General features: G+C 54.2%; 22 protein-coding genes and 1 pseudogene. 13 read left to right on the top strand and 10 right to left on the bottom strand.

Translation table 11 applies throughout. The features are described 5' to 3' along the window. Positions 1–8 precede the first annotated feature (8 nt). Positions 9–239 (bottom strand): photosystem I reaction center subunit IV, encoded by a 231-nt coding sequence (locus RHK62_RS02690; RefSeq protein ID WP_011057407.1) that lies wholly within the window; start codon positions 237–239, stop codon positions 9–11. 201 nt (positions 240–440) lie between these two features. Between RHK62_RS02690 and RHK62_RS02685 the strand changes: the two genes are divergently transcribed. Further along, complete coding sequence (locus RHK62_RS02685; protein WP_206200958.1) at positions 441–779, top strand: STAS domain-containing protein; 339 nt, start codon at positions 441–443, stop codon at positions 777–779. A 27-nt stretch (positions 780–806) separates the two neighbouring features. Here RHK62_RS02685 and RHK62_RS02680 read toward each other — a convergent pair whose 3' ends face one another. Genes RHK62_RS02680 through RHK62_RS02665 form a run of 4 tightly spaced genes read right to left on the bottom strand, consistent with a single transcriptional unit; the run spans position 807 to position 4,237 of the window. Beyond that, on the bottom strand, positions 807–1,868 hold the full coding sequence (locus RHK62_RS02680; protein ID WP_310437983.1) for a 3-deoxy-7-phosphoheptulonate synthase: 1,062 nt from the start codon (positions 1,866–1,868) through the stop codon (positions 807–809). Between the two features lie 35 nt (positions 1,869–1,903). Beyond that, complete coding sequence (locus tag RHK62_RS02675) at positions 1,904–3,040, bottom strand: LptF/LptG family permease (protein ID WP_206200956.1); 1,137 nt, start codon at positions 3,038–3,040, stop codon at positions 1,904–1,906. A 2-nt stretch (positions 3,041–3,042) separates the two neighbouring features. Next, complete coding sequence (gene lptB / locus RHK62_RS02670) at positions 3,043–3,831, bottom strand: LPS export ABC transporter ATP-binding protein (RefSeq protein WP_302677272.1); 789 nt, start codon at positions 3,829–3,831, stop codon at positions 3,043–3,045. Further along, complete coding sequence (locus RHK62_RS02665; RefSeq protein WP_302677271.1) at positions 3,791–4,237, bottom strand: LptA/OstA family protein; 447 nt, start codon at positions 4,235–4,237, stop codon at positions 3,791–3,793. The genes lptB and RHK62_RS02665 overlap by 41 nt, the downstream gene beginning before the upstream one ends. 60 nt (positions 4,238–4,297) lie before the next feature. On the opposite strand from RHK62_RS02665, the gene holA reads away from it, so the two are divergent. After that, on the top strand, positions 4,298–5,305 hold the full coding sequence (holA, locus tag RHK62_RS02660; protein WP_302678780.1) for a DNA polymerase III subunit delta: 1,008 nt from the start codon (positions 4,298–4,300) through the stop codon (positions 5,303–5,305). Here holA and RHK62_RS02655 read toward each other — a convergent pair. Then, complete coding sequence (locus RHK62_RS02655) at positions 5,242–5,697, bottom strand: hypothetical protein (protein WP_206200953.1); 456 nt, start codon at positions 5,695–5,697, stop codon at positions 5,242–5,244. The genes holA and RHK62_RS02655 overlap by 64 nt on opposite strands. Positions 5,698–6,020: 323 nt before the next feature. On the opposite strand from RHK62_RS02655, the pseudogene RHK62_RS02650 reads away from it, so the two are divergent. From RHK62_RS02650 to RHK62_RS02620, 7 genes and pseudogenes are all read left to right on the top strand, one after another. Further along, positions 6,021–6,338 (top strand): annotated as a pseudogene (locus RHK62_RS02650) (helix-turn-helix domain-containing protein); the annotation flags it as partial. A 29-nt stretch (positions 6,339–6,367) separates the two neighbouring features. Then, positions 6,368–6,511 (top strand): hypothetical protein, encoded by a 144-nt coding sequence (locus RHK62_RS02645; protein WP_302678779.1) that lies wholly within the window; start codon positions 6,368–6,370, stop codon positions 6,509–6,511. A 67-nt stretch (positions 6,512–6,578) separates the two neighbouring features. Next, a complete protein-coding gene (locus RHK62_RS02640) occupies positions 6,579–6,902 on the top strand; it encodes a metal-sensing transcriptional repressor (RefSeq protein WP_206200951.1) in 324 nt (107 codons plus the stop codon). Between the two features lie 27 nt (positions 6,903–6,929). Then, complete coding sequence (locus RHK62_RS02635) at positions 6,930–7,223, top strand: YggT family protein (protein WP_206201587.1); 294 nt, start codon at positions 6,930–6,932, stop codon at positions 7,221–7,223. Beyond that, a complete protein-coding gene (locus tag RHK62_RS02630) occupies positions 7,223–8,092 on the top strand; it encodes a DNA adenine methylase (RefSeq protein WP_310437981.1) in 870 nt (289 codons plus the stop codon). The genes RHK62_RS02635 and RHK62_RS02630 overlap by 1 nt, the downstream gene beginning before the upstream one ends. Next, entirely contained in the window at positions 8,070–8,525 is a 456-nt protein-coding gene (locus RHK62_RS02625; protein ID WP_310453232.1) for a hypothetical protein, read from the top strand. Before RHK62_RS02630 ends, RHK62_RS02625 begins: the two co-directional genes overlap by 23 nt. A gap of 141 nt (positions 8,526–8,666) precedes the next feature. Further along, the gene (locus RHK62_RS02620; protein WP_310437979.1) at positions 8,667–10,403 is read left to right on the top strand and encodes a diflavin flavoprotein; all 1,737 of its coding nucleotides are present in this window, start codon (positions 8,667–8,669) and stop codon (positions 10,401–10,403) included. A gap of 9 nt (positions 10,404–10,412) precedes the next feature. On the opposite strand, the gene RHK62_RS02615 is transcribed toward RHK62_RS02620, so the two are convergent. From RHK62_RS02615 to gyrA, 4 genes are all read right to left on the bottom strand, one after another. Further along, positions 10,413–10,862 (bottom strand): hemerythrin family protein, encoded by a 450-nt coding sequence (locus tag RHK62_RS02615; RefSeq protein WP_206200947.1) that lies wholly within the window; start codon positions 10,860–10,862, stop codon positions 10,413–10,415. 120 nt (positions 10,863–10,982) lie between these two features. Then, the gene (locus tag RHK62_RS02610) at positions 10,983–12,065 is read right to left on the bottom strand and encodes a class I SAM-dependent methyltransferase (protein ID WP_302678775.1); all 1,083 of its coding nucleotides are present in this window, start codon (positions 12,063–12,065) and stop codon (positions 10,983–10,985) included. 49 nt (positions 12,066–12,114) lie between these two features. Beyond that, a complete protein-coding gene (hpnA, locus tag RHK62_RS02605) occupies positions 12,115–13,104 on the bottom strand; it encodes a hopanoid-associated sugar epimerase (protein ID WP_310453231.1) in 990 nt (329 codons plus the stop codon). After that, positions 13,101–15,662, bottom strand: coding sequence for a DNA gyrase subunit A (gene gyrA, locus RHK62_RS02600; RefSeq protein WP_310453230.1), 2,562 nt, complete (start codon positions 15,660–15,662; stop codon positions 13,101–13,103). Before gyrA ends, hpnA begins: the two co-directional genes overlap by 4 nt. Positions 15,663–16,042: 380 nt before the next feature. Here gyrA and gltB point away from each other — a divergent pair, with 380 nt between their 5' ends. From gltB to RHK62_RS02580, 4 genes are all read left to right on the top strand, one after another. After that, positions 16,043–20,668: a glutamate synthase large subunit gene (gene gltB, locus RHK62_RS02595; protein ID WP_310453229.1), complete on the top strand. Its 4,626-nt coding sequence runs from the start codon at positions 16,043–16,045 to the stop codon at positions 20,666–20,668. Between the two features lie 61 nt (positions 20,669–20,729). After that, positions 20,730–23,912: an ATP-binding protein gene (locus RHK62_RS02590; protein ID WP_302678772.1), complete on the top strand. Its 3,183-nt coding sequence runs from the start codon at positions 20,730–20,732 to the stop codon at positions 23,910–23,912. After that, entirely contained in the window at positions 23,912–24,346 is a 435-nt protein-coding gene (gene ureE / locus RHK62_RS02585; protein WP_302678771.1) for an urease accessory protein UreE, read from the top strand. The genes RHK62_RS02590 and ureE overlap by 1 nt, the downstream gene beginning before the upstream one ends. Continuing rightward, positions 24,336–24,941: an urease accessory UreF family protein gene (locus RHK62_RS02580; protein ID WP_310453228.1), complete on the top strand. Its 606-nt coding sequence runs from the start codon at positions 24,336–24,338 to the stop codon at positions 24,939–24,941. The genes ureE and RHK62_RS02580 overlap by 11 nt, the downstream gene beginning before the upstream one ends. Positions 24,942–25,056 lie beyond the last annotated feature (115 nt).

Below are 25,056 nucleotides of genomic sequence, written 5' to 3'. Positions count from 1 at the left end.
CTGAGAAACTATTTACCTTTTTTGGGCGGAGCCACTTCTTGCACTTCGTGCAGCGCAAAGTTATTGGTGTTCACACCGCTGGCACTGCCGCTGTAGCCGGTGTAATTGACTTTGTCGAAGCGCACAATCACAGGATATTTGACGCCGGGGGTTTGATCCACAGAGGCGACGGTGCCCACTTCGTTGTACCAGTAGGATTCAGGGCGGAGAATCTTGACTTTAGAACCACGTTGCACCATGAGTTATCGTCCTAAAAATTTCTCAACGGCTAGAGTTAAGCCTACTATGACTACTACGGCCTGTTACGCTCACTCCACAAAATTTCACAGAGCACCCCATCTCTGGAACCCAGCAAAGGGCGGTTATGGGTTGGTCGCGTGACGAATCTCGGTGAAAAAAAGGCTGTATACTAGCGGGGAACTCCTTTCCATCATCCTGTTATGGCTAATACTGTCGAAGTGATTAAGCTGTCTGGGGTCTTTGGTGGCCCCCAAGCTCAGGAATTTCGTCAAACCATTGGTGAGCTGGTTCAAGGGGGGACTCAAGCCCTATTGCTGGATTGTGGTGAGGTCACCTTCATTGACAGTTCTGGCTTAGGCGCTCTTGTTGTTGCCCTAAAAACCGTCCGGGCAGGTGGGGGACAGCTTTACCTATGCAATATTCCCAAGCAGATGATGATGCTCTTTGAACTCACGAGCATGGATAAGGTCTTTCACATCCTCAAAAATGAGGAAGAGTTCTTTTCATTGAATCTACCTTCCCAAGGGGCAAGTAACTAGCTTCCCCTGCTACAATAGGCGATTCAGTTATCTGGCAACCAGTTGTGACCCCACCGCACTAGCCAATTGTTCGAGCATCGTTACTGTTGTCGCAAAGTCCACGCAGGGATCGGTAATACTTTGACCATAGACCAACTGCGAGAGATCCTTGGGAATCGGTTGATTACCCGCCTTGAGATGGCTCTCGATCATCACACCCGCCAAATAACGGGAACCTTGCTGTACCTGCTGGGCAAGATTTTCACACACTAGCACTTGGCGTTGGGCATCTTTGGCAGCGTTGGCATGGCTACAATCCACCATCAGGCGGGGGGTGAGTCCCTTACGCTCTAGGAGGGCAGCCGCCATTTCGATGTGAGCGGCAGAATAGTTAGGGCCCTCTTTGCCGCCGCGCAGTACAAGGTGAGTATCGGGATTCCCAGTGGTGGCAACAATACTGGCACGGCCTTCAGCATTAATTCCCAGAAAATGGTGTGACTGCTGTGCCGCGATCATGGCATTAATTGCGGAATCTAAGTGACCATCGGTGCCATTTTTGAAGCCTACGGGCATCGAGAGACCCGACGCCATTTGACGGTGGGTTTGGCTTTCCGTCGTACGAGCACCAATGGCGGTCCAACTCACAACGTCAGCAATGTACTGGGGAATGATTGGATCGAGCAATTCTGTAGCGGCGGGCATCCCCAAGTTGGCCAAATCCAGCAGCAGCTTCCGTGCGAGGCGTAAGCCGGTGTTGATATCATAGCTGCCATCGAGGTGCGGATCGTTGATCAGCCCTTTCCAGCCTACAGAGGTGCGTGGTTTTTCAAAATAAACCCGCATGACAATTTCAAGACTATCCCGCAGGCGATCGCGCACCTGTGCCAACTTTTCCCCGTATTCCAAGGCTGCCTTGACATCGTGAATTGAACAAGGCCCCACAATGACCAGCAGTCGGCGATCGCGCCCCTTAAAAATGTCACGAATGCGATCGCGGGTTGTGGCCACAAGGGTGGCTTGGGATTCGGTCAGCGGTAAATCCGCCAGCAGGGTAGCAGGCGTCAACAAGGGTCGCGTCTCAACAACGTGAAGATCAAACGTTTGCGGCATGGATCAGCAATCAGCACTTTTTTCATCATACCTCTCTAGCTACGATCCGCGCGCCACAGTAGGGCGATCGCCACCACCAAGCCAATACCGTGGGGCAACCACGCTGCTGCAAGGGGGGAGAGGGTGCCAATCGTCCCCAGTGCACCGAGAAAAAACGTGAGCACGTACTGACCAAACACCACTGCCACACTAATGCCAAATCCTTGGCGCCCCCGCCGTTGGGAGGGACTGAGGCCAAACCCCACCCCCAAAAGGGCAAACACCACCGCCAAGAAGGGCTGAGCATAGGCCTGAGCCAGATGAACCTTGAGGGCACGCACCAGTTCTGGCTCTTGATTGGGATCGAGACGTTGCAGGGCACGGCGTGCTTGGGTGATCGAGAGTTCATCCACATCTGTTGGCCGCAGTTGTTGAGATTGGGCAGGCCGCGGCAAGCGGATCTCCTGTTGATCAAATTGCAAGAGATTGCGGCTGACTCCCGTGTGGGTAATCAAATAGGCTACCCCCTGAGAGAGTAACCAGCGACTCTCACGCACATTCCACTCAGCGGATTCAGCGCTAATGACCTGAGTCACCTGTGGTTGTGAAAAGTCCAAAACCGTGATTCCCTGAATGCGGCTGCCATCAAAGCGATGCCCATAATACAGTCGCCGCACATCTCCTTGGCGATCGTACTCAGGGTAGAAAATATCGGTGCCTGAGCCGAGGGTACGCTCCTGTTGCAGTAACTCCCGCATGAGTTTTTGCGATTCATACTTGGCGATGGGTACGGCGATTTCATTGAGCGCAAGGGTCAACCCACTCACAAACAACGCAAAAACCACCACAGGGACGAGGACACGGCGCAGACAAATCCCCACACTGCGCAGCGCAATCCACTCCCCCTCCTCTGAGAGCCGACTCATCGCCCCCACAACCGCGAGCAACACGGCCATCGGAAACACCAAGACCAAGACGCTGGGCAGTTGATAGCCAATCAATTGCAGCAAAATCGTTAGGGGCAGTTGAGCATCGGCAATTTGTCGCACCAGATCAAAAATCGTGCCGACGGTCAGCGCCAAAGTGGTAAAGATTGTAACGCCAAAAACAAACCCCGGCAGCAGTAGCGAGAGAAGATACTGATCTAACTTGGGAAGGGTCGGCAACCAGATCCGCCGCAGTGCTCTGATCATGTCTAGAAGCGAAAATCCTCACCGAGGTAGTATTGCCGCACTTTGGCATCCTGGGCCAATTCCCAGCTATTCCCTGCGGCTAAAATCTGCCCTTCCCGTAAAATGTAGGCGCGGTCAATAATTTCCAGCGTTTCCCGCACATTGTGATCGGTAATGAGAATGCCCATTTGGCGATCGCGCAGCTTGGCAATCATGTCCTGAAGGTCATGCACGGCAATGGGATCCACGCCCGCAAAGGGTTCATCGAGCAGTAAAAAACTGGGGCCTTGCTTACCTGCTGCCAAGGCACGGGCTAATTCGGTGCGCCGCCGTTCTCCCCCTGAGACTCGCCGACCGAGGGTGTGGGCAATGTGGGTGAGGCGGAATTCCGTGAGTAGTTGATCCAAGCGATCGCGCCACTGCCGCCGCGGCACTCCCGTCTCCTCTAAAACCAAGAGAATATTTTCAGCAACCGTCAACTGGCGAAAGATACTCGGTTCTTGGGGCAGATAGCCAATGCCCCGCCGTGCTCGCTGATGTAAGGGAGCTTGGGTAATATCCTCATCATCCAGCCATACTCGGCCATCATCCGGTCGTTCAATCCCCGTTGCCATGTAAAAGGTTGTCGTTTTCCCTGCACCATTGGGCCCCAGCAGACCCACCACCTCTCCGCGAGCCACCGAGAGACTGACGTGATCCACCACCCAACGACTGCCATACCGTTTACATACCCCCTCTAGGCGAAGCGTGGTCGGTAGCGCAAACCGCCCATTAGGGCTGCACAGGTGTAAGAATTTGTTGGTTAGGGTCATCGGGGATCATTAAAATAGATTCGACTTGGCGGCTGGGGGCGGGCAGAGCGACAAATTTTGCTTCCTCAATAAGATATGTGATGGTGTCAGCGCGGAGACTGTTCCCCTGTTGCAAAACATACACATTCCCACTGAGGACAATGCGCCCCTCCCGGCTAAAGTATTGTGCTTGTGCCGCTGTGGCCTGAATTTGGCGGGCGGGATAACGCAGTTGCACATTGCCCCGTGCCGTGATCACGCCTGTGACGGCATTCGCCTGCTGCACATCGGCCAAAATGGTAAGTGCTTGGGAAGGCGTTTCTTGGGAGTCTGCGGGCTGCCAAAAGAGGGGAGCGATTGCTAACCCTACCCCCAGTGTACCCAGCGCCAAAAGGCGGGATGGCCATCGGGAACAAGAGTGCAACATTTCCTTAAAGTCTCCGCCACAATGTCTTTATCCTAGTGGATAAGGGAAAATTTCCGCATCATGCCCGTTTACTTCTATTGGGGGGAGGATCAATTCCGACTCGAGCAGGCCGTGAAAGACCTACGGCAACAAGTGGTCGATCCCCTGTGGGAGAGTTTTAACTTCGAAAAATTTGCTGGGGAGGATGCTGAGGCCGTTCAAGCCGCGTTGGCGCAGGTGATGACGCCGCCCTTTGGAGAAGGCGATCGCTTGGTGTGGCTAGTGAATACAACGCTAGGTCAACGCTGTAGTGCGGAACTACTCGCAGATTTAGAACTCACCTTGCCACAAATTCCCCCGAACTGTCATTTTCTTCTTACCAGTCGCCAAAAACCCGACAGCCGCAGTAAAGCCGTCAAGCTGCTGCAACAGCATGGCAAGATTCAGGAATTTAGTCCGATTGCCGCTTGGAAAACCGCTGAGATTGAACAGCAAATCCGTGAGGCGACTCAACGCTATCCAGTCCGCCTGCCCCCAGAAGGAATACAACTGCTTGCCGAAGCCGTGGGCAATGACAGTCGCCAACTCCACAATGAATTAGAAAAATTGGCCTTGTTTGCGGGCGATCGCCCCCTTACCGCTGAAGACATCACCACCCTTGTTCATGCCACCCAACAAAGTAGCCTCACCCTTGCCAGTACGCTGCTGCGGGGAGACACAGCCACTGCCCTGAGCCAACTGGAGGACTTGCTACTCCAAAATGAACCCCCCTTGCGCCTTTTGGCCACCCTGACGAAACAATTTCGCACCTGGTTGTGGGTCAAGTTGCTCAGCCATGAGCGCGACCATCAACGCATTGCCAAGCTCGCCGAAGTGGGAAATCCGAAACGGGTCTATTTCCTGCAAAAAGAAGTGAACGCTGTTGCTTTGCCGGCCCTTCAAGCCTGTTTGCAGATTCTCTTAACCACGGAGTATCAACTCAAGCTAGGGGCTGAGCCAGTGGCGACTCTACGCCAAGGGATGATTCAGCTTTCCTTGGCCTGCTCACGGCGTTCTTGGGGCGATCGCTCGGGCGGCGGTGACAATTGACTCGGCGGCAACCGCGAAGGTTTGCGACTGGGACGATTCCACGTTTGCCATGCGGCTTTTACCCCGGCAAAAACACTACGGGTGGTCACTTTCGCCTCTTGAACTTGGCGTTTTGCCGCTGCAATTCCTTGATCCACCTGCTTGACGACATTGCCTGCACTTTCTACCCCTTGGCTAATGTCGTCGGTGAGATCGCTAATCTCTAGACCTGTCAAGCGAATTGCTTCTAGGGTAGGGGGCAATTCACGCCCCAAGGTATCAAAGAGCTTTTCGGCACTGCGCGCCGCCCGTGCCAATTCCATAAACGCCGGAATCGCAGCAACCAGAACGGCTGCCAAGCATACGGCCACTAATACCAGTGACACCGCCAACCAAAAAATTGGTTCTGTCACGTTGGTTCGTCCACTGAATCCTGCGGGGGATGTGTCCCGATACTATCACGACTTTCCTAGGGACAACAGTTACGGGAGTGACGCCCAAGGCAAACGCCCACTTGAAAATTTAGGAAAGAGCCGTCACATTCATGGCCAAAACCAAGCGCAGCTAGCAAGTTTGCTACCAAAATTCGCCGCAGTGCTCCGTCTATACCGCAAAGCGGTTAGGTGGTGGTGAGGCGGCGGGCGACCGCAGGGAGCAGCCACTCAATCTCAGCTTGTTGCTGGATATATTGAGCTAGCACCGAACATCGGGCGTGACTAATCGCTATAATGCACTCATGCTCACCCTGACGTACGAGTACAAACTCAAACTAACCCAGCAGCAGGCCAAGCAGATCGACCACGATCTAGACGTGTGTCGCCAAGTTTGGAATGATCCGCTGAGGGAACGCAAAGACTGGATTGCTTCGCGCAAATGTCCAGTCAATGCCTGCTCTGTGCGTAGCGAGTACATCATCCCAGCGGATGCCCCTTACCCCAGCTTCAACGTGCAGTGCCAACGATTGACTGAAGCAAAGCAGTTCAACCCTGATTTAGCGTCGGTTAACGCCCAAGCATTGCAGCAAGTCTTGAAGCGGCTAGACCAAGCGTTTGAGCGGCGGCATTGGTGATGAGCTTACGGGAGATGCTGCAACGAACACATTTTGCGGCTGCTTTAGAAGTCCAACAAGTTCTCAGCCCTGCTCAGCGCCAACAACCGGCGGCTATGAATCGCCAACGCTTAGTGAATTTAAGACATTATTTTCAACAGGGAGCAACACAACCCTAGTTCCTAATCTGTTGAATATTCTGTTGAATAGGTTGATTGTTGTACTGATTGTTTAGGACTATTTGCCGTGGGCACTGAATTCCATTCCCATTCTTCCCCTTCCCTGCATTCCCATCCCCATCATCACAGTGAGGAATCGCTGCGGGCGATCGTCAATCGGCTCTCGCGCATTGAAGGGCACGTGCGTGGTATCAAAACGATGGTTCAGGATAGTCGCCCTTGCCCAGAGGTACTGATTCAAATTGCCGCAGTGCGGGGAGCGTTGGATCGGGTGGCACGGCTGATTCTCGATGAGCATTTGAATGAATGTGTGACTCGTGCCGCTCAAGAGGGACGCATTGATCAGGAACTCGCAGAACTTAAAGCTGCCCTTGATCATTTTTTGGGATAATGATTTGGGATAGTGTAAGCGATGCCAATGCCTGTGGTTGTTGTCATCAATTGGGTACTGGGAATCATCCTCGCCATTTTTACCCTGATCTTTCTGGTGCGGATTGTCCTCACGTGGTACCCCCAGATTAACCTCACCCAAGGGCCATTGAAAGTGATTTACTGGCTTTCAGAGCCTGTGCTGGCACCAACTCGCCGCGTTGTGCCGCCCCTTGGGGGAGTGGATATTAGTCCCATTATCTGGGTGGGTATTGTCACGCTCCTACGGGAATTGCTCGTGGGGCAGCAGGGACTGTTGTTCATCCTGTTTCCACCGGTCTAGTGGGGACAACAACGATCCTCAGCCCGAAGCCATTTCTCAAGTGGGCGGGGGGCAAGTCGCAATTGTTGAGCCAAATGGCTCCCTATTTACCCCATCAATGTCGCTGTTATGCTGAGCCGTTTTGTGGCAGTGCAGCGCTCTACTGGTATCTCTTTGGCCAAGCCCAACAGGGGGAATTTCAGTTTCAGCAGGTGCGGTTGAGCGATCGCAACCCTGAACTAATGAACTGCTACCAAATTGTGCGCGATCGCGTGGAGGACTTAATTCAAGAACTCACGGCATATCGCCAACAGCACAGCGAAGCTTTTTACTACCACATTCGTAGCTTAGATCAGCAGCAACTTGATCCCCTCACGCGAGCAGCTCGCTTCATCTATCTGAACAAAACCTGTTTTAACGGCCTCTATCGTGTTAATCGTGCCGGGCAGTTCAACGTTCCCATGGGTCGTTATCGCAATCCCCAAATTTTTGATCCAGAGGCTCTGCGCCAAGCGAGCCTTGCTCTGCAAAAGGTGACATTGAGTGTGGCGGATTTTCAAGAGGTCTTAACTTGGGCAACGGCGGGGGATTTTATCTACTTTGATCCACCTTACTATCCTCTTTCTAAAACAGCCAGCTTCACCAGTTACACTGATCAGCCTTTTGGCGAAGCAGAACAGATTGCCCTAGCCAACGTTGTCGCTGAGTTGGCTCAACGGGGATGCTACGTCATGCTTAGCAATGCTTGGGTTGAACCCATGCTGCACCTGTATCGCTCTTGGCACTGTATTGAACTCAAGGCCAGCCGTGTGATCAACTCCAATCGCCACAAACGCGGTAAGATTAGCGAGCTGCTGGTTGTCACCTATGGCTATTTCGAAAGGGAGTGAGATATTTTTAAGAGGGATAAGCTATACTCAAAAATTCATGAATATCACTCAAGAAGCCACGGAATGTTGTGCCTGTGTTTGCCCCCGAGGTCAATCCCATGGAGCGGTTGTGGCAACATCTGCGAGCAGCATGAGCATGGCAGTCGTTCGAGGCGCTGGAAGCCCTGCGTCAAAACCTGCAAGCTGTATTGTTACAACTGACGACGGCAGTGATTCGTTCTTTGACGGGCTGGTCATTTATTACACAGCCTTTATTAACCCTATCTTCAAATTGAATTGGTATTATAAAGCAAATATAAAAACAAAGATTAAAAACCATAATATTGAATCTCTTTATTTGATAAGATTAAAAAAATTATTAAAGTTTTTAAGCGTTAACCAATTTCTTGAATTCCAATTACTTAATAGCCTTTTTAATAACCCTGCGATTTGAAAAATGATCAAATAAAACATCAATGATCAAGAATAAAAATTTTACTGGTAATTCCCTAGGCGATTAAACTACGTTATAGTGGCAGTGCTATTTCGATATTTTCGATAGCAGTACCGCAGATAGGTTTTCAGGAGGTGTCCAATGCTCACGGAAACTCGTCCCCGTGATGTTCAAGTCGCAGAAATTGCGCCCGGGGTTTTGGTCTTGCGATCGCGCACTTGGGATCGGCTGAAGTTTGAAGTGGAGTACGGCCGTCAGCAGGGAACCACCTCCAATTCCTACCTGATCCGAGCACCCCAACCCGCCCTGCTGGATCCGCCAGGGGAATCCTTTACCCAAATTTATTTGCAGGAACTCCAGCAGCACATTGATCTGAGTCAACTGCGGTACCTGATTCTCAGTCATGTCAACTCCAACCGTCTGGCGACCGTCAAGGTTTTGCTGGAAAAAGCGCCCCAGATCATTATCGTCTGCTCTAAGGCAGGGGCAGTAACCTTGCGCTCCACCCTTGGCGAGCAATTGAATCTCTGGATTCCCCGTGCGGAAACACCCCTAGAGTTAGGGGGCGATCGCCAACTGGAGTTTATTGCTGCTGCTACGCCCCGCTGGCCCGATGGCTTGATTACCGTTGATCCTCAGAATCAAATTGTGTTTACCGATAAGCTCTTTGGTGCCCATGTCTGTGGCGATAGCCTCTACGATGAGCAGTGGAAAAAACTCGATGCGGATCGTGCCTACTACTTTGAATGTTTGCATGCGGCGCAAACCCGCCAAGTGGAAAGCATTTTGGATCGCTTGGTAGAACTGACACCGCCACCGCGCCTCTATGCCCCCGCCCACGGCCCGATCGTCAAGTTTAGCCGTAGCCGCCTCTTTCAGGACTATCGCGACTGGTGCCAAGCCCAAACGGAACAGGACACCAAGGTAGCACTTTTCTATGCCTCTGCCTATGGCAATACAGCAATTCTAGCCAACGCGATCGCCCAAGCCCTAACCGCAGCCGGTGTGCAAGTGGAGGCCATTAACTGTGAAACCACACCCCCAGCAGAAATGCAAGCCCTGATCCACAGTAGCGACGGCTTTATTATTGGCTCGCCCACCCTAGGGGGACACATGCCGACACAGGTGCAGACCGCCTTGGGGTTTATTTTGGCGGAGGGCAGCAAAACAAAGTTAGCGGGGGTCTTTGGCTCCTACGGCTGGAGTGGTGAGGCCATTGATGACATTGAACAAAAGTTGCTTGATGCTGGTTATACCCTTGGCTTTGAAACGCTGCGGGTGAAGTTTACCCCCACGGCGAGCGATCTTGAAAAATGCCAAATTGCCGCCAACGAGTTTGCCCAAGCCCTGAAGAAACTGCGCAAGAGTCGCACCGTCCGCCCCCCCAGTCTCGTCGAGGCACAGGTGGATCGCACCGAGCAGGCAGTGAATCGGGTCGTGGGTTCCCTGTGTGTTCTGACCACCCTACCGGAAGGGTGTTTTCACCTCACCCAAGCGGCAGCGATTTTGGTGTCGTCGGTCTCCCAAGCCTCGTTTAATCCCCCCGGTATCACAGTGTCCTTGCCGCAGGAATGGGCAGAAAGCCTCTGCTTGGTGGGCGATCGCTTTGTCTTGAATATTCTCAAGGAAGGCAGTCCCCTCGTTCGCCAATTTCAGCAGGCACAACGCCTTGGTGAGCAACAATTAGCCACCCTTGGCCTCAAAAGCGCTGAGAGTGGTGCCCCGATTTTGCTCGATGCCCTTGCCTATTTGGAATGTACGGTAGAGTCCCGCATGAACTGTGGCAACCACTCGCTGATCTATGCCGTGGTCGAGAGTGGTGAATTGCTGCAAACCAGTGGCTTAACGGCCATCCAACATCGCAAAACCAGTGGTTAGTCCCGAGATCTAAAAGGCAGTTTCCGCCGTCAACTCAGCCGCTTGTTGCTGTGCTAGCTCCTCGGGATGGGTGAGCAGGTAGAGCATTGGCAGATCTTCTTCGCGAATATGGCGCACGACTAGAGCACCAATCGCCTCAATCGTCTCTGGTGTCAGCTTTTCGGGATGACCCTGCACCTGCTCAAGCACCCCACTCAAATCCCGTAGCAGATTTTGGTGAGCCGCACGGTGGGAGAGATAGAGGGGATGGTTGGCAGCAGCCATCAGAGTTTCTTCGTGCTGGAAGTGGCGTTCTGTTTCGCTGGCGCACTCTAGTAATTGCGGCTTCACTTGCGAAAAGGTTGCTCCCTCAGCGATCGCCGAGCGTAACTGCTGTAACATCGCCAGCAGTGCCTGATGTTCCTGATCGATTTCCGCCAAGCCAGAGACAAACTCCGCTTGCCATGCCAGCCCATCCATCAATTAACCCTCCAGACTGCCACAGGGAAAAGACATTTTGACATACTGTGTTCAGCCTAGCAGCCCCGCATCGCAGGAGGTGGGCACCGTTACAAAGTGTAGCGGACTGGTACCTTTGGGCTAAGAAGGCTTAACGGCCACCCAATACTTACTCATAAAGTGGTGCTGCACCTCTTTGACCACTAGGCCTGCTTTTTCTAAGCGGATGTTGAGATCATCTTCAATGTAATTCCGGTAAAAGGGCTCGTGGAAAAGGTTGGCAAAGTTTTCCATCATCGGGCGCTGCTCTGGGGAATCCAGGGCTTGAATCGAGTCACAGATGACAAAGACACCCCCCGGCTGGAGAACGCGGGCACATTCATTGATCACGTTTTGGCGCACTGGGGCGGGCAGTTCATGGAAGAGAAAGACACAGGTGACGGCGCTAAAGTAGTTGTCCACGTAGGGCAAGCTTTCGGCATTCCCTTGAATGAGTTGTGGCAAATCCCCGGTCTGGGTGGCCAGTAGGGAGTTGGCTTTGCGCAAGTAGGTAGGGGACAAATCAATGCCAAAGAGGGCTGCTTTGGGGAAGCCATAGCGCAGTTGTTTTAGGGTGCGACCGGTGCCACAGGCAACATCGAGAATGCGTACAGGTGGCGTAGGAGGATGAGTGGCAAAATGTTGGGCAATGGGAGCAATCACGCGCCGCCGCATCGCATCTGCCGTACCGCCAAAGAGCAGCTCCACTTGCAGATCGTAGAGGTTGGCCGAGGTCTCACTGAGGTAGCCATCGGTTTGGTAGTGGAAGTTTTGGCGATAATACTGCGGATAGTCCTCAAGGCGCACGTCCTTGGCAAATTCCTGAAATTGGCGCGATCGCGCCCGCTGCCACATCTGCAGCAAATCTAGCCACAGTACCGGATAAAAGCGCAAAAATTCTTCCCAAGGGGCATCAAAGAGAAGTGTGGGGGGATACAAGCCAGCCACCGCATCCTGCCAATCCTGCTGGAGTAGGGCTTCATAACGTTCCTTGAGCCATGCTTGCAACTCAGGGCTGAGGGGTTGCGTCCGCTCTTCGGTGGGAAAGAGAGTATTGAGAAGACGAGCACTCAGGGTTTTGTGGGCGATCGCGAAAATGTTTTTGCCCCATTGCAGGGCTTGGTAGCCACGATGAAGCGTCTCTTCCACAAGCGGCAACTGCGAGGTAAAGGGCGCAACCAGCATAGTTCTTAACTAAACTTCATAATTTCCATTCCTCACTATATCGCAAACCCTAGGGGCAGTACCCCCGTTCGCGGTACCAAGTCACGGCGTCTCGGAGCGCCTCCTCAATTGGCGTCTGGGGCAAGCCCAATTCGGCCACGGCTTTGCGGGCATCGTAAAACATTTTTTGCTGTGCCATGCGCACTCCGTCAACGGGGATGGTTGGTTGTTTGCCCAAAGCCCCCAGCACCACTTCATCGAACCAAGCTACTACGAGGGGAATCACCACAGGAATTTCGCCAAGGGGACGCGGCAATCCAGTTATCGTGGCTAGGCGTCCTAGAATTTCTGCCAGTGTGAGGTTGTGGTGGCCAAGGATGTAGCGTTCACCGGTTTTGCCCTTTTCCAAGGCTAAGAGATGACCGATCGCCACATCCCGCACATGGATCAGGTTCAACCCCGTGTTGACATAAAAGGGCATCTGTCGCCGCAAAAAACGCAGGATCATCTCGCCAGTGGGGGTGGGCTTCGCATCCCAAGGGCCAATGGGGGTACTGGGATTGACAATGACAATATCTTGCCCTTGGCGGATTGCCGCGTGAGCCACCTGCTCTGCCCAGTACTTGGAGCGCTTGTACTCGCTAATCAGCTTTTCGGGGGGGCTTTGGTAGGCTTCGGTGGTGGGTTGGCCACTGGGATCCACACCAATGGCGGCCACGGAACTGGTGTAAACGGTGCGCTCAATGCCAGCCTCACGGGCAGCAGCTAAGATGCGACGGGTGCCCTCCACATTGACGGCATAGAGGAGGGGGCGATCGCGCCGCCACAGACTGTAATGGGCGGCAACATGGAAGAGCACTTGGCACCCTTGCATCAAGGGCACTAAGTCACTGGTGCGGAGATCCCCCTGCACCAACGCCACATCCCACGCTTTGAGATGGGCAGCCTGCTGCGGTTGGCGCACAAGGGCACGGACACGATACCCCCTCTCGGCAAGGACTTGTGCCACATGGGTACCGACAAAGCCACTGGCACCCGTGAGAAAGGCGGTGGTGCTCAATCTTCCTCAGCCTCCATGCTACCGGGGGGCAAGACGGCTGCCGTGACAATCACATCATCCTCATCTAGGCGTTGCAGACGGACGCCCGTGGCCGATCGCGACTGCGAGGAAATATCCATCACCTTTTGGCGAATAATGATGCCGCGACTGGTGACAATCATCAATTCATCCTCGGCATTGACAATCCGCAGAGCCGCCAGTTGATCCTCGTTACTTTTGGCTTTGAATTTGGTGGCGGTAATGCCCATGCCGGCGCGGTTTTGCAGCCGAAACTGTTGCACGGGTACCCGCTTGCCGTAGCCATTGGTGGTAATCACCAGTACCCAAGGGCCTTCACTGTGCGCCACCGTCTCCTCAACGTCTTCCATCTCGGCACTGTCATCCTCCGGGGGGGTAGCAAAACGGTTGGCGATCGCCGCCGGCAGAATATCCATCCCCACTAGTTCATCCCCCGGACGCAGGCTCATGGATTTGACCCCCCGCGTGGCACGGCCAAGGGGGCGCAGTTGATCGTGACTGGCGCGAAAGTGAATCGCCATGCCCTGCCGCGAGCCGATGATAATGGTGTCCTCTTCGCGGGTACGCCGCACCCACCGCAGTTGATCCCCCTCCTCAAGGGAAATGGCAATCAGGCCATTGGTGCGGATATTGCTAAAGGCCGCTAGCGCCGTTTTCTTAATGAAGCCCTTGCGGGTGAGCATCACCAGATACTCATCTTCCCTAAACTCTTGGACGGCAATGACGGAGGTAATTTTTTCCTCGCGGGGAATGGGCAGCAGTTGGACAATGGGGGTGCCGCGGGCTTGGCGCGAGCCACTGGGAATTTGGTAGGCGGGCAAGGCATAGACTAAACCGCGATCGCTAAAGAAAAGAATGCGATCGTGATCATTACAGCTAAAGAAGTGCTCAACGGCATCATCCTCTTTAATCTCTGCCCCTTTGCGTCCCCGCCCATCGCGACTTTGGGCTTCAAAGGTATCCACGGGCATCCGCTTGATGTAGCCCTGCTGGGTAACGAGAATGACGGATTTATCGTTGGCAATTAAATCGGTGTCGCTAATCTCGCCATCCGCTTGCACAATCAGCGATCGGCGGGGCGTGGCAAACTTGGCCTTGAGGTCGGTGACTTCTTTTTCAATAATCTCCAGTACCCGCTGGCGATTGGCCAAAATATCGCGATAATCGGCTATTTGCCGCTGAAGGTCTGCGTGCTCCCGCTCAATTTTTTCCGCCTCTAAGGCCGTGAGGCGCCGCAGTTGCATCTGCAAAATGGCATCGGCTTGGGCTTCACTGAGGGCATAGGTTTGCATCAATTGCTGACGAGCAAGGGTCGTGTCACTCGCACTGCGAATGAGTTGAATCACGGCATCGAGATTGGCCAGCGCCACCAGCAACCCTTGGAGCAGGTGATCCCGTTCTTCAGCCTTGCGCAGGGCATAGCGGGTACGGCGGGCGATCGCCGCTTCACGGAAACTAAGGAACACCTCTAAACTGCGTTTGAGGGTCAGCAATTGCGGCTCGCCGTTGACGATCGCCAGCATATTGGCACCAAAATTCACCTGTAGGGGGGTTTGCTTGTAGAGATTGTTGAGTACCACCCGTGGGTAGGCATCCCGCTTTAGCTCAATCACCACCCGAATGCCATCGCGATCGCTTTCGTCCCGCAGATCGGCAATGCCCTCAATTTTTTTCTCGTTGACCAACTCGGCAATTTTTTCCATCAGCGCTGCCTTGTTGGTTTGGTAGGGCAACTCCGTCACGATAATCGCCTCGCGGGGTTGGCGACCCGGTGCTTCAAGGGTTTCAATCGTGGCCACTGCCCGCAGTGTCATCGAGCCGCGACCGGTGGTATAGGCCTCTTCAATGCCCCCTTGGCCGAGGATATGCCCCCCAGTGGGAAAATCTGGCCCCGGAATGTAGCGCATTAGCTCGCGATCGCTAATCTGGGGGTTATGAATTAAGGCCACCAGCCCATCCACCAGTTCTCCCAAATTATGGGGTGGGATATTCGTCGCCATCCCCACGGCAATGCCGGAGGTGCCATTGAGCAGCAACTGGGGAATCCGCGCCGGTAAAACTAGGGGTTCCTGCTGCGAGCCGTCAAAGTTATCAACAAAGTCAACGGTTTCCTGCTCGATGTCCTGCAAGAGGGCTTCTGTGGCTAGGGCTTGCAGCCGACACTCGGTGTAGCGCATCGCGGCCGGCGGATCATTGTCAATCGAGCCAAAGTTGCCATGGCCTTCAATGAGGGGGTGACGCATAGAAAAGTCCTGCGCCATCCGCACGAGGGCATCATAGACTGCGGAATCGCCGTGGGGGTGATATTTCCCTAGCACTTCCCCCACCACACGGGCACATTTGCGGAAGGGGCGATCGCTGGTCAGCCCCAACTCATGCATGGCATAGAGAATGCGGCGGTGTACGGGTTTGAGACCATCGCGGGCATCGGGAAGGGCACGCCCAACAATAACGCTCATGGCATATTCAAGGTACGAGCGCGAAATTTCGTCCCGCAACTCAGTGGGAATGATCCGAGAAGAATCAGCAGCAAAGCTCATGGGCGTGTTTTACCAAGCAATTAATCGGGAAGCCTTGTTGTTCAGTTGGAAAATTTAATGATATCACGCCAGCCTAAACGCCAACCTTAACCCCTCTCTGCTGCGGCGTTCTAGCCCTCAAGTCAGCCTCAGCGATCGCTGGTTTGCCGGCTCCTATGGCCAAACCTTAACAATCTCTTGCTTTGGCGTTTCTGGATCCAAGCGAAGCCCCTATAATAGCGAAAGACCCTATACGTTGCTCCATCACCAGCCCTCTCTAATCTCTGTATACTGTCGCCTTGGCTCCTCCCTTCGAGTCGTGGCGTTTTTCAGTCCCTAGAGCTGGTTGCTGTTGTCAAGACAACGTTAGACCCCTCAGTCGATTGAACGCTTTCAGACCCATGCAACAATCCGCCTTTTCTTCCCCCGTGCATCAAGTTGGTTACCATGGACAGCCTTGGCTTGTGGCCGAGCGAGATGCCTGTGGTGTGGGTTTTGTTGCCCATCGCAAGGGGATAGCTAGTCATCGCATCTTGACCCAAGCCCTAGAGGGAGTGACCTGCCTTGAACACCGCGGGGGCTGTAGTGCCGATCGCGACTCTGGGGATGGGGCTGGCATCATGACGGCGATTCCGTGGGAGTTGTTGCCGGAGTTTGGCGTGCCGCGGCAGCGGATTGGGGTGGCGATGATCTTTTTGCCCCAAGGGGCGGCAACGGCAGCGGCAAAGGGGATTGTGGAACGGGTGCTCAGTGAAAATGAACTGCGCCTGTTGGGCTGGCGAGCAGTGCCCGTGAATCCCAGTGTTTTAGGGCGCCAAGCAAGGCAAAATCAGCCCCAAATTGAACAGCTCTTTGTGGCTTCCAGTAAAGCCAGTGGTGATGAACTGGAGCGGCAGCTCTACTTAGCGCGCAAGCGCATTGAGCGGGCGATCGCCCAAATCAAGGCGGACTGGCGACAGGACTTCTATATCTGTTCCTTTTCCACCCGCACCATTGTCTATAAGGGCATGGTGCGCTCGGCAGTACTGGCCCAGTTTTATGAGGATTTGCGCAACCCCAACTACATCACCCCCTTTGCCCTTTATCACCGCCGCTTTAGCACCAACACCATGCCTAAGTGGCCCTTGGCGCAACCGATGCGGATGCTGGGACACAACGGCGAAATCAATACCCTCTTGGGGAATATCAACTGGATGCGGGCACGAGCCGCCCAACTGAGCCATCCCTATTGGGGCGAAGCCTTTGCGGATCTCATGCCCATTGTCAATGCCGAAAATAGTGACTCCGCCAACCTCGACAATGTGCTGGAATTGCTGGTGCAATCGGGACGGCAGCCCCTGCAGGCAATGATGATGCTGATTCCCGAGGCCTATCAAAACCAGCCCGATTTGGCGGATCACCCCGAGGTGGTGGACTTTTACGAATACTACAGTGGCCTTCAAGAGGCGTGGGATGGTCCAGCACTAGTGGCCTTTGCTGATGGCAAAATTGTCGGCGCCACCCTTGATCGCAATGGCCTGCGACCTGCACGCTACACCCTCACTAATGACGATCTGGTGATTGTCTCTTCCGAAGCGGGCAGCATTCAAATTGATGAAGCAACGGTGATTGAAAAAGGCCGCCTTGGCCCTGGGCAGATGATTGCCGTTGACTTAGAACACCAAGAGCTGCTCACCAACTGGGAAATCAAACAGCGGGTGGCACAGCAGCAACCCTACGGCGAATGGCTGAAAACCTATCGCCAAGAACTTGCCCCTCAACCCTATGGCGAAACCCCCACCCTCGAAAGCCAAACCTGCCTACAACAGCAAATGGCCTTTGGCTTCAGCGCCGAAGATGTGGAAATGATCATTGAGGTCATGGCCAAGGATGGCAAGGAACCCACCTTCTGCATGGGGGATGACATTCCCTTGGCGGTGCTGTCGCAACAACCCCACCTACTCTACGACTACTTCAAGCAGCGCTTTGCCCAGGTCACCAATCCGGCCATTGATCCGCTGCGGGAAAAACTGGTGATGTCCTTGGTGACTCGCCTTGGTGCGCGGGGGAATTTGCTCGTTGAAAGCCCAGAAGATGCCCGCCTGCTGCAACTCAATTCTCCCCTCATTAATGAAGCAGAGCTAGAGGAAATTCTCAAGGCTCCCTTTGGTACCACTCGGCTCTCGACACAGTTTGCGATCGCCCAAGGGCCTGCGGGGCTTGAGGCCGCTGTGAATCGGCTCTGTGAACAGGCCGCTGCCGCCGTCAAAGGAGGCGCCGAAATCCTTGTGCTCAGCGATCGCCACAACCTTGCTGGCGAACCCCATCTTTTGGATGCCGACACGTCCTATATCCCACCCCTATTGGCGGTGGGGGCAGTGCACCACCATTTGATTGCCCAAGGCATTCGCCGTCGCGTCTCCCTTGTCGTGGAAACAGCCCAATGCTGGAGTACCCATCACTTTGCCTGCCTGATTGGCTATGGCGCCGGAGCAGTGTGTCCCTACTTGACATGGGAAACAATTCGCCAGTGGTGGCATAGCGATCGCACCCAAAACCTGATGGCCAAGGGCAAACTGCCGCAACTGACACTGCAACAGGTGCAGGCCAACTATCGCAAAGCGGTCGAGGAGGGACTCCTAAAAATCCTCTCCAAGATGGGGATTTCTCTGATTGCTAGCTATCGCGGTGCCCAAATTTTTGAGGCCATTGGTATTGGTGATGACCTGCTCAACAAGGCCTTCATTGGCACTACGTCGCGGGTGGGGGGTCTGACGCTTCAAGACTTGGCTCAAGAAACCATTGCTTTTCACCACAAGGCCTTCCCCGAACTCACCGCCAAGAAACTGGAGAACTTTGGCTTTGTCCAATTCCGTCCCGGTGGCGAGTACCACATGAATAATCCGGAGATGGCCAAGGCACTCCACAAAGCCGTGAGCAGCAATAGCTATGACCATTACGAGGTCTATCGCCGTCAACTCACCGGTCGGGTACCCACGGCACTGCGGGATCTGCTGGACTTCCAGAGCGATCGCCCCAGTATTCCCCTCGAAGAGGTTGAACCCGCCAGTGAAATTGTCAAACGCTTCTGCACAGGGGGGATGTCCTTGGGTGCCCTCTCGCGGGAAGCCCATGAGGTGCTGGCGATCGCTATGAACCGCCTTGGCGGTAAATCCAACTCTGGCGAGGGGGGCGAAGATCCGATTCGCTTCCAAGTGCTGACGGATGTGGATGGTGAGGGGCACTCTCCCCAATTTCCCCATCTGCGGGGCTTGCGCAACGGTGATACCGCCAGTTCCGCCATTAAACAGGTGGCCTCTGGGCGCTTTGGCGTTACTCCAGAGTACCTGATCAATGCCCAGCAAATTGAAATCAAGATTGCCCAGGGCGCGAAACCGGGGGAAGGCGGTCAACTGCCGGGCACGAAAGTCAGCCCCTACATTGCTATGCTGCGGCGATCAAAGCCGGGCGTGTCCTTAATTTCGCCGCCGCCCCACCATGACATTTACTCCATTGAGGATTTGGCGCAACTGATCTTTGATCTGCACCAGATCAATCCCCAAGCGCAAGTCTCCGTGAAACTAGTGGCCGAAATTGGTATTGGTACGATTGCTGCTGGGGTGGCAAAAGCCAACGCCGACGTGATTCAAATTTCCGGTCACGATGGTGGCACCGGTGCTTCGCCCCTGAGTTCGATTAAGCATGCTGGCAGTCCGTGGGAATTGGGGCTGACGGAGGTGCACCGCGTTCTTTTGGAAAATCAACTGCGCGATCGCGTGATTCTGCGGGTGGATGGTGGCCTCAAGTGTGGCTGGGATGTGGTCATGGGGGCTCTGATGGGTGCCGAGGAATTTGGCTTTGGCTCGGTGGCAATGATTGCCGAGGGCTGCATCATGGCGCGGATTTGCCACACCAATAACTGTCCCGTGGGCGTGGCCACCCAAAAAGAAGAACTGCGCCAGCGCTTCCCCGGTATGCCTGAGCATGTGGTGAACTTCTTCCTCTTTATTGCCGAAGAGGTGCGCTCAATTCTGGCTCAACTGGGCTACCGCAGCCTGAACGAGATCATTGGCCGGGCGGATTTGCTGGTACCGCGCCAGGATGTTACCCTTGCAAAAACTGCACCCCTAAATCTGGATTGCTTGACGAAGCTGCCCGACACGCGGCACGATCGCCAGTGGTTGCAGCACGAAACAGTGCACAGTAACGGTGCCGTTCTCGATGATGAAATTTTGGCACGCCCAGAGGTGCAAGCCGCCATTGAGAAACAGCAAACCGTTGAATTAGAGCTGCCCATTGTCAACACCGATCGCACTGTCGGGGCACGCATCGCGGGTGCCATTGCCAAAAAGTATGGCAACACGGGTTTTGAAGGTCAGATTACCCTCCACTTCCGAGGCAGCGCTGGCCAGAGCTTTGGCGCCTTCAATCTGCCGGGGATGATCCTCAACCTCACCGGCGAAGCCAATGACTATGTCGGCAAAGGGATGCATGGGGGTGAAATCATTATCAAGCCGCCGGCCAATGCTCCCTATGCGGCTGCGGAGAATGTGATTATTGGCAACACCTGTCTCTACGGCGCCACGGGGGGGTTTCTCTTTGCCAATGGCCGCGCCGGTGAACGATTTGCTGTCCGCAACTCCAAAGCCTCTGCCGTTGTCGAGGGCACAGGGGATCACTGCTGCGAATACATGACCGGTGGGGTGGTCGTGGTCTTGGGCACTACGGGTCGCAATGTGGGTGCCGGTATGACCGGTGGCTTGGCCTACATCTTGGATGAAGCGGGTAACTTCCCCGCCAAGGTCAACCCCGAAGTTGTCAAACTCCAGCGGGTCACCTCTGCCATTGGTGCCGCCCAACTCAAACAACTGATTACTGCCCACCACGAGCGCACGGGGAGTGCCAAGGCCGCAATGATTCTGGAGCAGTGGGAGCACTATTTACCCCTCTTCTGGCAGGTGGTGCCGCCTTCGGAAGCCAATACCCCGGAAGTGGTGGGTGAAGTGGCCACTGACAGCGACAGCAAAGTACTCAGTCCCCTTTCCTAGAGGATTGGTCTTTTTAGGCAGCCTAAAATTAAGGGGAAAGCCTAGGGAGGTCGAGGCCGCCATGCTCAGCAAGCTATCCTTTCGCCATAAGCTCTTGCTGGGGACGCTCCTGCCGATTGTTGTCATCTACACCGGCCTTTTCCTCTACATTCGGGCGCGCCTGATTGGCCGCAGTACTGCCGATTATGAAAAGTGGCAGGGAACGCTGGTGTCCCTCTACGCCGATCAATTTAACGACTCACTGGCGCAGGTGGCGCAACTGGCAACCACCACTGCCTATGCCCTAGAAACCTTCCCCAAGGTCGATGAACAGCAGCTGTATGCATTTTTGCGCCGCAATGTCACTGTCAATCCCTTGGTCTATGGATCGGCGATTGCCTTTACTCCCTATAGCTTTTCTCCCCGCAAGCGCCTCTTTTGCCCCTATATTTATCGGCAGGGGGGCACATGGCGGCAAAAGGATACGGGAACAATTTACGACTACACCCAACCCCAATGGAACTGGTACACAGAGCCAATTCAAAGCGGTCAGCCCCGCTGGAGTGATCCCTATTTTGATCGGGGTGCGGGGGATAGTTGGATGGTAACCTATTCGGTGCCCTTCCGCCGCCAAGGTCAAATTCGGGGAGTCGCCACGGTGGATGTGGCTCTAGAAAGCCTGCAGCAGACCATGAACATTCAAGCCCTCCAAGAAGGCCAGTTCTTTGTCTTGGATCGCAAGGGACGGATTATCTTTCATAACGATGTCCAGTTCATTGGTCAATCTATTTTTTACATTGCCAAGGAAAACAACCACGGCGATCTTGCCGCCCTAGGCAGAGCAATGGTGGCGGGTCAAAGGGGACAGCAATGGGTCACTGATTGGCTTTCCCAAGAGCGCCAATGGGTCTTTTATGCGCCGATTCCCGAGGCACGCTGGAGTCTGGCCATTCGTATCAATGAAGACACACTGCTTGACTTTATTCATGAAGAAACGTGGGCGGGTCTGTGGATTTTGGGGATGTCCTTTGGCTTGATTAGTTTGCTGACTTGGGGAGTGACAGGCTACATCGTGCGCCCCCTGAAGCGGCTAAATGCTGCAGCTCACAAAATTGCAGTGGGTGATCTAGACATTGCCGCTGAGGTGGACACCGCAACTCAGGATGAGTTGGGCAACCTCGGTCGCACCTTTGTGGATATGGCAGGGCAATTAGAGGAAAGTTTTAGTGAACTCCACCGCTTTAATCAACGCCTCGAAGAGGAAGTGGCGCACCGGACGGCTGCCCTTGAAGCGGCCAATCGACAACTGACCGAAAAAGAACGGGTACTTCATGACCACAATGTTGCTTTGGTGCAGCTGAGCCAATCTCCCCATGTGCAACAGGGACACTTTCGTATGGCGTTGCAGGAGATTATCCAAGTGACGGCAACAACACTGCGCGTCCAGCGGGCTTCGGCATGGGAACTCCAGGGCGATCGCCTCAAATGTGTTGTCCAGTACGACCCTGCCGCCAACAACCCTACTCAATCCACCTACCTCACCCAGCCCCCCTATCCAGAGTACTTGAAACTGCTGCGCACCGGGGAACCCCTCGTGGTCAATGATTTACTCACGGATCCGCGCACCCACGAACTGCGGGACTATGCCAAACTTCAGCGGGTGTATTCTCGGATTGATGCGCCGATCATCTTCAATGGTCAATTATTGGGGGTGATCTGTGTTGAGAGTATTGGCGAGCATCGGGTTTGGCTGGTGGAGGAACGCAGTTTTGTCTCCAATGTGGCGGATATTGTCACAATCGCCCTTGCAGCCCATCAACGTCATCAAGCGGAGCGGGAGTTACTCAAGGCCAAAGAGGCAGCAGAGGCAGCCAACAAAGCCAAAAGTATTTTCCTTGCCAACATGAGCCATGAACTGCGCACCCCCCTCAATGCCATTCTCGGCTTTAGTCAAATTTTGCTCAGCGATCGCACCCTTGCACCGCAGCATCGGCAAACCCTTGAAAAGATCAACCGCAGCGGTGAACACCTTTTGGGTTTGATTAACGATGTCCTTGACATGGCCAAAATTGAAGCTGGGCGTATCACGCTTCAGGAAACCACCTTTGATTTGCGGCGGATGCTGCAAACCCTCGAAGAAATGCTCAAGGTGCGAGCTGAAGCTAAAGGGTTGCGTCTGGTCTTTGATTTGCCCGCCAATCTGCCGGTGGCGGTAACCACTGATGAAATGAAGCTGCGCCAAGTATTGGTGAACCTCTTGGGCAATGGCATTAAATTCACCAAAGAGGGGGGCGTCTCCCTCAAGGTCAGCTATAAAGCCCAAGAACCCCCGCGACTCGCCTTTGAAGTCAGTGATACGGGTATTGGCATGACCGCGGCAGAGTTGAAAATGCTCTTCCAGCCCTTTGTCCAAACCGATAGCAGTAAAAAAGTTAGTGAAGGCACTGGGCTGGGGTTGGCCATTAGTCGCCAGTTTGTGCAATTGATGGGGGGGGATATTCAGGTGCGCAGCACCAAGGGGCAGGGAAGTCACTTTTACTTTGAGATCAACATTGGCCTTGGCGATCCTCAAGCGCTAGAGGAGGAAAGGGCACAAACCGTTGTTGGCCTGCGATCGCCCACCTCAGCAGTCCGCATTCTGGTGGTAGATGATATTCCCGAAAACCGCCAACTGCTCACCCAACTCCTAAAACCCGTGGGCTTTCGCTGTCGAGAAGCCGGCAATGGTCAAGAGGCGGTGCAGATCTGGCGAGAATGGCAGCCCCATGCAATTCTCATGGATATTCGCATGCCCGTGATGGATGGTAAAACGGCAACGCGACAGATCAAGAAAGAAGTGAGCGATCGCCTCCGACGCGGCGAAGCCGTCTGCGCCCCGAAAATTCTTGCGGTGACCGCCAGTGGCTTTGAGCAGGACAAACAGGAACTGCTGAATCTCGGTTGTGATGACTACATTGCCAAGCCCTTCCGTCCGCAAACGATTTTTGAACGACTCGCCGCCCAGTTAAATCTAGAGTATGCCTACGAGGATGCTCTGCCCCCCGCAAGTGCTCCCCGTCCTCAGGTGCTGGATCCAGCCGCCCTAATGGTGATGCCCCGCCCTTGGATTGCTGAACTCCAAGAAGCGGCCAAAAAGCTCAATGCCAAGCGCATTCGCGAACTGATTGCTGAAATCCCATCCGAAGAAGCCGCCTTGATTGCAGGCCTTCAGCAACTGGTGAAAACATTCCGCTTTGATAAAATTGTCGAGTTGACGCTGGTTTGATGTTCACGCTGACGCAACTTTGCCCTACAACATTGGAAAATGCCCGTCAGTTGCACCTCTCATTGACCGCAGAGGAACGCTGTCGCAGTCGTCTCCATTGCCACAGTGATGAGGGGGAATCTCTCTATCTGAAGTTGCCGCGCGGGATGACGTTACAGCCGGGCGATCGCCTTCAGGACGAGGACGGCACAGTAGTCGTCACGGTTCACGCCAAACCCGAACCCACGCTAAAGGTGATGGCTACCACTCCCCTTGACCTTCTACAGGCCGCCTACCACCTTGGGAATCGCCACCTCCCCTTGGAAATTCACACCGATTATCTTCGCTGGGGGGCAGATTCCGTGTTGCAAACCATGCTGGAACAGCGGGGCTTAATAGTAACGTTTGAAGTCGCGCCCTTTTGTCCCGAGCGCGGTGCCTACCATGTTCACTGAGTCAGCGCTGTTAACCTTGTTGCAGTGGGTGAGTCCCGCTTTGCCCATTGGCGGCTTTAACTACTCCGAGGGCTTGGAGACCCTGATTGCCCAAGGCAAGATCACCTCAGCAGCCGCCGTACAGGATTGGCTCACCTTTGAACTGGCTTTTGGCAGTGCTCACTTGGAAACAGCAGTGATAGGGCGGGTCTATGGGGCGATCGCCAAGGGCGATTTTGACGCTGTTCACCAGTGGAATGCGTGGCTCTCGGCTGCCCGCGAAAGCGCCGAACTGCGTGCCCAAAATTGGCAAATGGGAACAGCATTGATCAACCTCGTCGCTGCCCTCGATCGCCTACCGCCAGAACTTCAGACTGGTCAGCCCTACCCTTGGAATGTCAGTGTTGCCTTTTGCATTGCCGCTGCCCTTGCCGACATTCCCCTAGAAACCGCACTTCTAGGCTATCTCCATAGTTGGGTCACTACTCTGATCAATGCAGCGGTGAAACTGATTCCCCTTGGTCAGACGGCGGGTCAAGTGCTTCTGCGCCAACTTCAGCCCCAGATTCAGCAAACCGTGCAGCAGAGCTTAAATGTGACTGACAATGATTTATAGCTATTTCGAAAGGGAGTGAGATATTTTCAAGAGGGATAGGCTATACTCAAAGAGTCATGAATGTTACTCAAGAATATGAGCTATAGCTTGGACTTACGAGAGCGGGTTGTCTCCT

The organism is Thermosynechococcus sp. HY213 (assembly GCF_031460975.1).
In the GTDB taxonomy this organism is placed as follows: domain Bacteria; phylum Cyanobacteriota; class Cyanobacteriia; order Thermosynechococcales; family Thermosynechococcaceae; genus Thermosynechococcus.
This window is presented reverse-complemented; position numbering and strand designations above follow the sequence as displayed.

What these genes read in the sequence shown, in the direction of transcription:
- RHK62_RS02635 (WP_206201587.1), top strand. Translation starts at nt 6,930, where the DNA reads ATGCCTGTGGTTGTTGTCATCAATTGGGTACTGGGAATCATCCTCGCC.
- RHK62_RS02580 (WP_310453228.1), top strand. Translation starts at nt 24,336, where the DNA reads ATGTTCACTGAGTCAGCGCTGTTAACCTTGTTGCAGTGGGTGAGTCCC.
- gyrA (WP_310453230.1), bottom strand. Translation starts at nt 15,662, where the DNA reads ATGAGCTTTGCTGCTGATTCTTCTCGGATCATTCCCACTGAGTTGCGG.
- RHK62_RS02665 (WP_302677271.1), bottom strand. Translation starts at nt 4,237, where the DNA reads ATGTTGCACTCTTGTTCCCGATGGCCATCCCGCCTTTTGGCGCTGGGT.
- RHK62_RS02675 (WP_206200956.1), bottom strand. Translation starts at nt 3,040, where the DNA reads ATGATCAGAGCACTGCGGCGGATCTGGTTGCCGACCCTTCCCAAGTTA.
- RHK62_RS02685 (WP_206200958.1), top strand. Translation starts at nt 441, where the DNA reads ATGGCTAATACTGTCGAAGTGATTAAGCTGTCTGGGGTCTTTGGTGGC.
- RHK62_RS02590 (WP_302678772.1), top strand. Translation starts at nt 20,730, where the DNA reads ATGCTCAGCAAGCTATCCTTTCGCCATAAGCTCTTGCTGGGGACGCTC.
- holA (WP_302678780.1), top strand. Translation starts at nt 4,298, where the DNA reads ATGCCCGTTTACTTCTATTGGGGGGAGGATCAATTCCGACTCGAGCAG.
- ureE (WP_302678771.1), top strand. Translation starts at nt 23,912, where the DNA reads ATGTTCACGCTGACGCAACTTTGCCCTACAACATTGGAAAATGCCCGT.
- RHK62_RS02620 (WP_310437979.1), top strand. Translation starts at nt 8,667, where the DNA reads ATGCTCACGGAAACTCGTCCCCGTGATGTTCAAGTCGCAGAAATTGCG.
- RHK62_RS02645 (WP_302678779.1), top strand. Translation starts at nt 6,368, where the DNA reads ATGCTGCAACGAACACATTTTGCGGCTGCTTTAGAAGTCCAACAAGTT.
- gltB (WP_310453229.1), top strand. Translation starts at nt 16,043, where the DNA reads ATGCAACAATCCGCCTTTTCTTCCCCCGTGCATCAAGTTGGTTACCAT.
- RHK62_RS02625 (WP_310453232.1), top strand. Translation starts at nt 8,070, where the DNA reads ATGGCTATTTCGAAAGGGAGTGAGATATTTTTAAGAGGGATAAGCTAT.
- RHK62_RS02680 (WP_310437983.1), bottom strand. Translation starts at nt 1,868, where the DNA reads ATGCCGCAAACGTTTGATCTTCACGTTGTTGAGACGCGACCCTTGTTG.
- RHK62_RS02610 (WP_302678775.1), bottom strand. Translation starts at nt 12,065, where the DNA reads ATGCTGGTTGCGCCCTTTACCTCGCAGTTGCCGCTTGTGGAAGAGACG.
- RHK62_RS02615 (WP_206200947.1), bottom strand. Translation starts at nt 10,862, where the DNA reads ATGGATGGGCTGGCATGGCAAGCGGAGTTTGTCTCTGGCTTGGCGGAA.
- lptB (WP_302677272.1), bottom strand. Translation starts at nt 3,831, where the DNA reads ATGACCCTAACCAACAAATTCTTACACCTGTGCAGCCCTAATGGGCGG.
- RHK62_RS02690 (WP_011057407.1), bottom strand. Translation starts at nt 239, where the DNA reads ATGGTGCAACGTGGTTCTAAAGTCAAGATTCTCCGCCCTGAATCCTAC.